Source organism: Mizugakiibacter sp., assembly GCF_039680435.1.
Taxonomy (GTDB): domain Bacteria; phylum Pseudomonadota; class Gammaproteobacteria; order Xanthomonadales; family Rhodanobacteraceae; genus Mizugakiibacter.
Map to the genome: position 1 here is coordinate 1 of NZ_JBDKSX010000110.1, position 5,521 is coordinate 5,521.

Genomic DNA, 5,521 nt, shown 5'->3' on the forward strand with positions numbered 1-5,521 from the left:
ATCTGCTCGCGGTTCGCCTCGAAGATCGCGCGCCAGCGGTTGGGGCTGCCGTAGAAGTGCTTGGCGATCTTCGACAGCGTGTCGCCCTTGACCACGGTGTAGCTCTGTTCGGGCGCGGGCGCGGTGCTGCTGCTGCCCGCCTGCACGTTGCCGAAGTCGGCCTTGGCCGCGCCAGGCGCCGTCGAGCTGGCGCCGCTCTTCACGTTCGAGAAATCGGATTTGCCGGGTTCGTTGCTCATCGCGCGCCCTCCGTGTGGCAGGCGCCCAGCTAAAGCGCGCGGCGGGGAAGGCGCCGTTAGGGCTGCGTTACCGTGCGGTTATTGCCGCGCGCCGCGCGGGTTGCCGGCGTCGCCATAGCCCGGCGTGGCGCGGAACGGATTGATGTCGAGGCCGCCGCGGCGCGTGTAGCGCGCGTACACCGCGAGCCGGCGCGGCGCGCAGCGGCGCAGCACGTCCATGAAGATGCGCTCGACGCAGTGCTCGTGGAAATCGCTGTGCAGGCGGAACGAGACCAGGTAGCGCAGCAGCCCTGCGCGGTCGATCGGCACGCCGGCATAGCGGACCTGCACGCTGGCCCAGTCGGGCTGGCCGGTGACCGGGCAGTTCGACTTCAGCAGGTGCGAAACCAGCGCTTCCTCGACCTCCGCGCCGGCGGCGGTGCGCAGGTATTCGGCGCGCGGCGGGCCGTAGTCGTCGATGGCGACGTCGAGGTCGTCGATGCAGGCGCCGTCCAGCTCGCGCAGGCGCAGCTCGCCGAAGCGCGCCGCGGGCAGCAGCGCGACGGCGACCGCCGCGCCCGTCGCGACGGTGAGGTCGCGCGCGATGCGCGCGCGCACCGCCTCGGCGTCGTCGAATCGGGTCTGGCCGTAGCCGTTGAGGTAGAGCTTCAGCGATTTCGACTCGACGATGCGCGGCGAGTCCGCCGGCACGCGCAGTTCGGCCAGCGCCACCGCCGGCTTGCCGCGCGCGTCCAGCCAGGACAGCTCGTAGGCATTCCACACGTCCACGCCGACGAACGGCGGCGGCGCGCCGACGCCCAGTTCGGCGCGCTTGTCGGCGCGCGCGATCGGGAACAGCAGGCCGGCGTCGTATGCCTGCGGATAGGCGACGGCGCGGCCGAGCGGGATTTCGGATGCCTGGGTCATGCGCGCGATGGTGACAGCATCGGCGGGCGTCGTGCCAGCCGCGCGGACCGCGGCCGTCGCCGCCCCACCGCGGGCCGCGGCTTCGCGCGCGCGACGAAGATCGCGTCCGCGCATCGCCGCGCCTCCGCCCGACCGGCGGGCGGGGCACGGCGCGGCACTCAGCCCTCGACCGCTCCCTCGATGCCGGCGTCCGGATGCCGGGCCCGCTCGGCGTGGTGGTCGGCGGCCAGCAGCATGTAGAACGACGGCACCACGAACAGCGTGAACAGCGTGCCGATCGACATGCCGGTGAAGATCACCAGGCCCATCGCGTGGCGGCCGGCGGCGCCGGCGCCGGAGGCGATCACCAGCGGCAGCACGCCCAGCACCATCGCCGCGGTGGTCATCAGGATCGGCCGCAGGCGGATCGCCGCGGCCTGCTCGATCGCCTCGCGCTTCGCCAGGCCGGAGCGCTGCAGCTCGTTGGCGAACTGCACGATCAGGATGCCGTGCTTGCTGATCAGGCCCATCAGCGTGACCAGGCCGACCTGCGTGTAGATGTTCAGCGTGGCCAGGCCGAGGTTGATGAAGATCAGCGCGCCGAACAGCGCCATCGGCACCGACACCAGGATGACCACCGGATCGCGGAAGCTGTTGAACTGCGCGGCCAGCGCCAGCAGCACGATGATCACCGCGAAGAACAGCGTGCCGACGAAGCCGCCCGATTCTTGCTGGAACTGCCGCGACACGCCGGAGTAGTCGGCGGTGTAGCCGCTCGGCGCCACCTGCTGCAGGGTGTCGCGCAGCGCCTGCAGCGCCGCGGCCTGCGACACGCCGGGCGCAGTCACGCCGACGATCGTCGCCGAGTTGAGCTGCTGGAAGTGGTTGATCGACTGCGGCACCACCTCGTGCCTCAGCTTCGCCACGGTCGAGGCCGGGATCACCGCGCCCTGCGGCGTGCGGATGTAGAAATCCAGCACCTGCTCGGGGTTCAGGCGGTCGACCTGCTTGACCTGCGGGATCACGCGGTAGGAGCGGCCGGCGATCGAGAAGTAGTTGACGTAGCCGCCGCCCAGCGCCGCCGACAGCGCCGCGCCGACGTCCTGCTGGGTCAGGCCGAGCAGGCTGATCTTGTCGCGGTCCACCTCGACCGTGGTCTGCGGCTTGTCGATCTTCAGGTCGGAGTCGGCGAAGAAGTACATGCCGCTCTGCTGGGTCCTGGCCAGCACCTGCTGCGCGACCTCGTACAGGTTCTGGAACGGCTCGGTGGTCTTGATCACGAACTGCACCGGCAGGCCCTGCGCGCCCGGCAGCGGCGGGAACTGGAACGCGGCGACGCGCGCGCCGGCGACGCCGTTCCACTTCTGCTGCAGCTCCTGCTGCAACTGGTCGGCGCTCTTGCCGCGCTTGTCCCACGGCTTGAACAGCACGCCGCCGAAGCCCTGGTTGGTGCTGGGCGCGCCGGTGATCTGGAACATCTGCTCGTACTCGGGCAACTGCTTCGCGATCTCGAACACCTGGTGCGCGTAGGTCTGCATCTGCTGCGCGGTGGCGTCCGGCGGCCCCTGGATCTGGTTCAGCACGATGCCCTGGTCTTCCTGCGGCGCCAGCTCGGACGCCGAGGTGTTGAACAGGTAGGCCACGCCGGCCAGCAGCAGCACGCCCATCACCACCGGCACCTGCCAGGTGCGCAGCGTGCCGTGCAGCACACGCTGGTAGCGGCCGTGCACGCGCTCGAACTGGCGGTCGATGAACTGCACGAAGCGCCCGCTCTCCTGTTCGGACTTGAAGAAGCGCGCGCACATCATCGGCGACAGGGTTAGCGCGATCACGCCGGATACCGCGACCGCGCCGGCCAGGGTGAACGCGAACTCGGTGAACAACGCACCGGTCAGGCCGCCCTGGAAGCCGATCGGCACGTACACCGCGATCAGCACGGTGGTCATCGCCAGGATCGGGCCGCCCAGCTCGCGCGCGGCCAGCAGCGCCGCCTGCAGCGGCGACTTGCCCTCCTCCTTCATGTGCCGGTCGATGTTCTCGACGACGATGATCGCGTCGTCCACCACCAGGCCGATCGCCAGCACCAGCGCCAGCAGGGTCAGCAGGTTGATCGAGTAGCCGAGCGCGAGCATCACGAAGAACGCGCCGATCAGCGACAGCGGCATGGCGATCACCGGCACGATCACCGCGCGCAGGCTGCCGAGGAACAGGAAGATCACCACGGTGACGATCAGCAGCGCCTCGATCAGGGTCTTGGCGACCTCGTGGATCGAGGTGTTGATGAACTCGGTGGCGTCGTAGACGATCTCGCCGGTCAGGCCGGTCGGGAGCTGCGCCTGGATCGACGGGAAGGCGTCGCGCACGCGCTTGGCGACGTCGAGGATGTTGGCGTCCGGCGCCACCTTGATGCCGATGAACACCGACTGCTTGCCGCTGAAGGCGACGTTGAAGTCGTAGCTCTCGGAGCCGAGGGTGACGTTGGCGACGTCGTCGAGGCGCACGATGGCGCCGTCCTTCGACTTCACCGCGAGCCGCTTGAACTCGTCGACCGAGTGCAGGTCGGTCGCCGCGGTCAGGTCGACGCTGACCATCTGGCCCTTGGTGGTGCCGACCGCGGACAGGTAGTTGTTGGCGGCCAGCGCCTGCTGCACGTCGCTGGCGGTGACGCCGTGCGCGGCCATGCGCTGCGGGTCCAGCCAGGCGCGCAGCGCGAACGGGCGTCCGCCCAGGATCTCCGCGGTCTGCACGCCCTCGATCGAGTCGAGCTGCGGCTTGACCACGCGCACCAGGAAGTCGGTGACGTTGTTGCTGGGCAGCACGTCCGAGTAGAAGCCCATGTACATCGCGTCGGTGGTCTGCCCCACCTGCACGGTCAGCACCGGCTGCTGCGCCTGCGGCGGCAACTGGTTGCGCACCGAGGCGACCTGGGTGTTGATCTCGGTCAGCGCGCGGTTGGCGTCGTAGTTCAGGCGCAGCGTGGCGGTGATCGTGGAAACGCCGCTGACGCTGGACGAGGACAGGTAGTCGATGCCCTGCGCCTGCGCGATCGCCGCCTCCAGCGGCTGGGTGATGAACCCGGCCACGGTCTGCGCGTCGGCGCCGTAGTACACGGTCGTGACGGTGACCACCGCGTTCTCGGTCTTCGGGTACTGGCGCACCGAGAGCTGCTGCAGCGAGCGCAGGCCGAGCACCAGGATCAGCAGGCTGATCGTGACGGCGAGCACCGGCCGCTTGATGAAGATGTCGGTGAAATTCATGGGGGGCCTCTGGCGATGCGGGTTGCGGCGCGGCGCAGGGACGCCGCGCGCGCCCAGGCGTCAGTGTTCCTGCGGCGTCGGGTTCGGGCTGTTCGCCGGCTGCACGCGGTTGTCGATCGCCAGCGGCGTGCCGTTCTTCAGCTTGAGCTGGCCGCTGGTCACCACCAGGTCGCCCGCGTTCAAGCCCTTCAGGATCGCCACCTGGTCGCCGCGCTTCGGGCCGGTGGTGACGAAGGTCTGCTGCGCGGTCAGCCGGGGCTGGCCCTTGGCGTCGGTGCCCTGCTGTTTGGCGACGAACACGGTCTCGCCGTACGGATTGAACGTGACCGCGGTCTGCGGCAGGGTCAGGTAGCGCCGCGCCGCGCCGGCATCGACGCTGGCGTTGGCGAACATGCCCGGCACCAGCACGTGCCGCGGGTTGGCCAGGCGCGCCTCGACGCGCACGTTGCGCGTGTCCGGATCGACCTTCGGATCGACCGCGGTGATCGCGCCGTCGAAACGCCTGTCCGGATAGGCGTCGATCGTGGCGGTCACCTTCAGGCCCGGCGCGAGCTGGCCCAGCGACTGCTGCGGCAGCGTGAAGTCGACGTAGATCGGGTCGAGCTGCTGCAGGGTGACGATCATGTCGCCCGGATTGACGTACTGGCCGGGGTTGACCGTGCTGATGCCGAGCCGGCCGTCGAACGGCGCGCGGATGGTCTTCTTGGCGACCAGCGCGGCCTGCGCGGCGACGTCGGCGCGCGCCTTCTCCAGGTTGGTCTGCGCGGCGTCGTAGTCCGCCTGCGCGATGGTGTGCACGGCGACCTGCTTCCGGGCGCGCTCGAAACTGAGCTGGGCGAGGTGCAGGGTGGCCTGCAGTTGCTGCAGCTTGGCGACCTCGTCGCTGTCGCGCAGGCGCAGCAGCACGTCGCCCTTGTTCACCTCGGCGCCGGACTTCAGCGGCACCTCGGTGACCATGCCGGCGACTTCGGCGGCGACGTCCACGCCGCGCACCGCGCGCAGCGTGCCGACCGCGCTCAACTGCGGCTGCCAGTCCTGCACGGTCGCCTTCATCGCGGTGACCGTCTGCGGCGGCTGGCTGTTGCCGGCCATGAACTTCTTGATCATGGCCGCCTTGAAGCTGTTGAAGCCGATGATGCC

4 protein-coding genes are annotated in these 5,521 nt (G+C 69.8%); all 4 read right to left on the reverse strand.

Going from position 1 to position 5,521, the window contains the following annotated elements; all coding sequences use genetic code 11:
• On the reverse strand, positions 1-239 hold a 239-nt coding region (locus ABFC67_RS11840), incomplete at its 3' end, for a LysM peptidoglycan-binding domain-containing protein (protein WP_346738235.1).
• 78 nt (positions 240-317) lie between these two features.
• Positions 318-1,145 (reverse strand): NADPH-dependent 7-cyano-7-deazaguanine reductase QueF, encoded by an 828-nt coding sequence (queF, locus tag ABFC67_RS11845; RefSeq protein WP_346738236.1) that lies wholly within the window; start codon positions 1,143-1,145, stop codon positions 318-320.
• Between the two features lie 158 nt (positions 1,146-1,303).
• Entirely contained in the window at positions 1,304-4,381 is a 3,078-nt protein-coding gene (locus ABFC67_RS11850; RefSeq protein WP_346738237.1) for an efflux RND transporter permease subunit, read from the reverse strand.
• Positions 4,382-4,441: 60 nt separating this feature from the next.
• Positions 4,442-5,521 (reverse strand): efflux RND transporter periplasmic adaptor subunit (locus tag ABFC67_RS11855; RefSeq protein WP_346738238.1); only part of this gene is annotated, 1,080 nt, incomplete at its 5' end.

Bases quoted from the DNA above. Each gene is read 5' to 3' on its own strand.
- queF (WP_346738236.1), bottom strand. From the start codon at position 1,145: ATGACCCAGGCATCCGAAATCCCGCTCGGCCGCGCCGTCGCCTATCCG.
- ABFC67_RS11850 (WP_346738237.1), bottom strand. From the start codon at position 4,381: ATGAATTTCACCGACATCTTCATCAAGCGGCCGGTGCTCGCCGTCACG.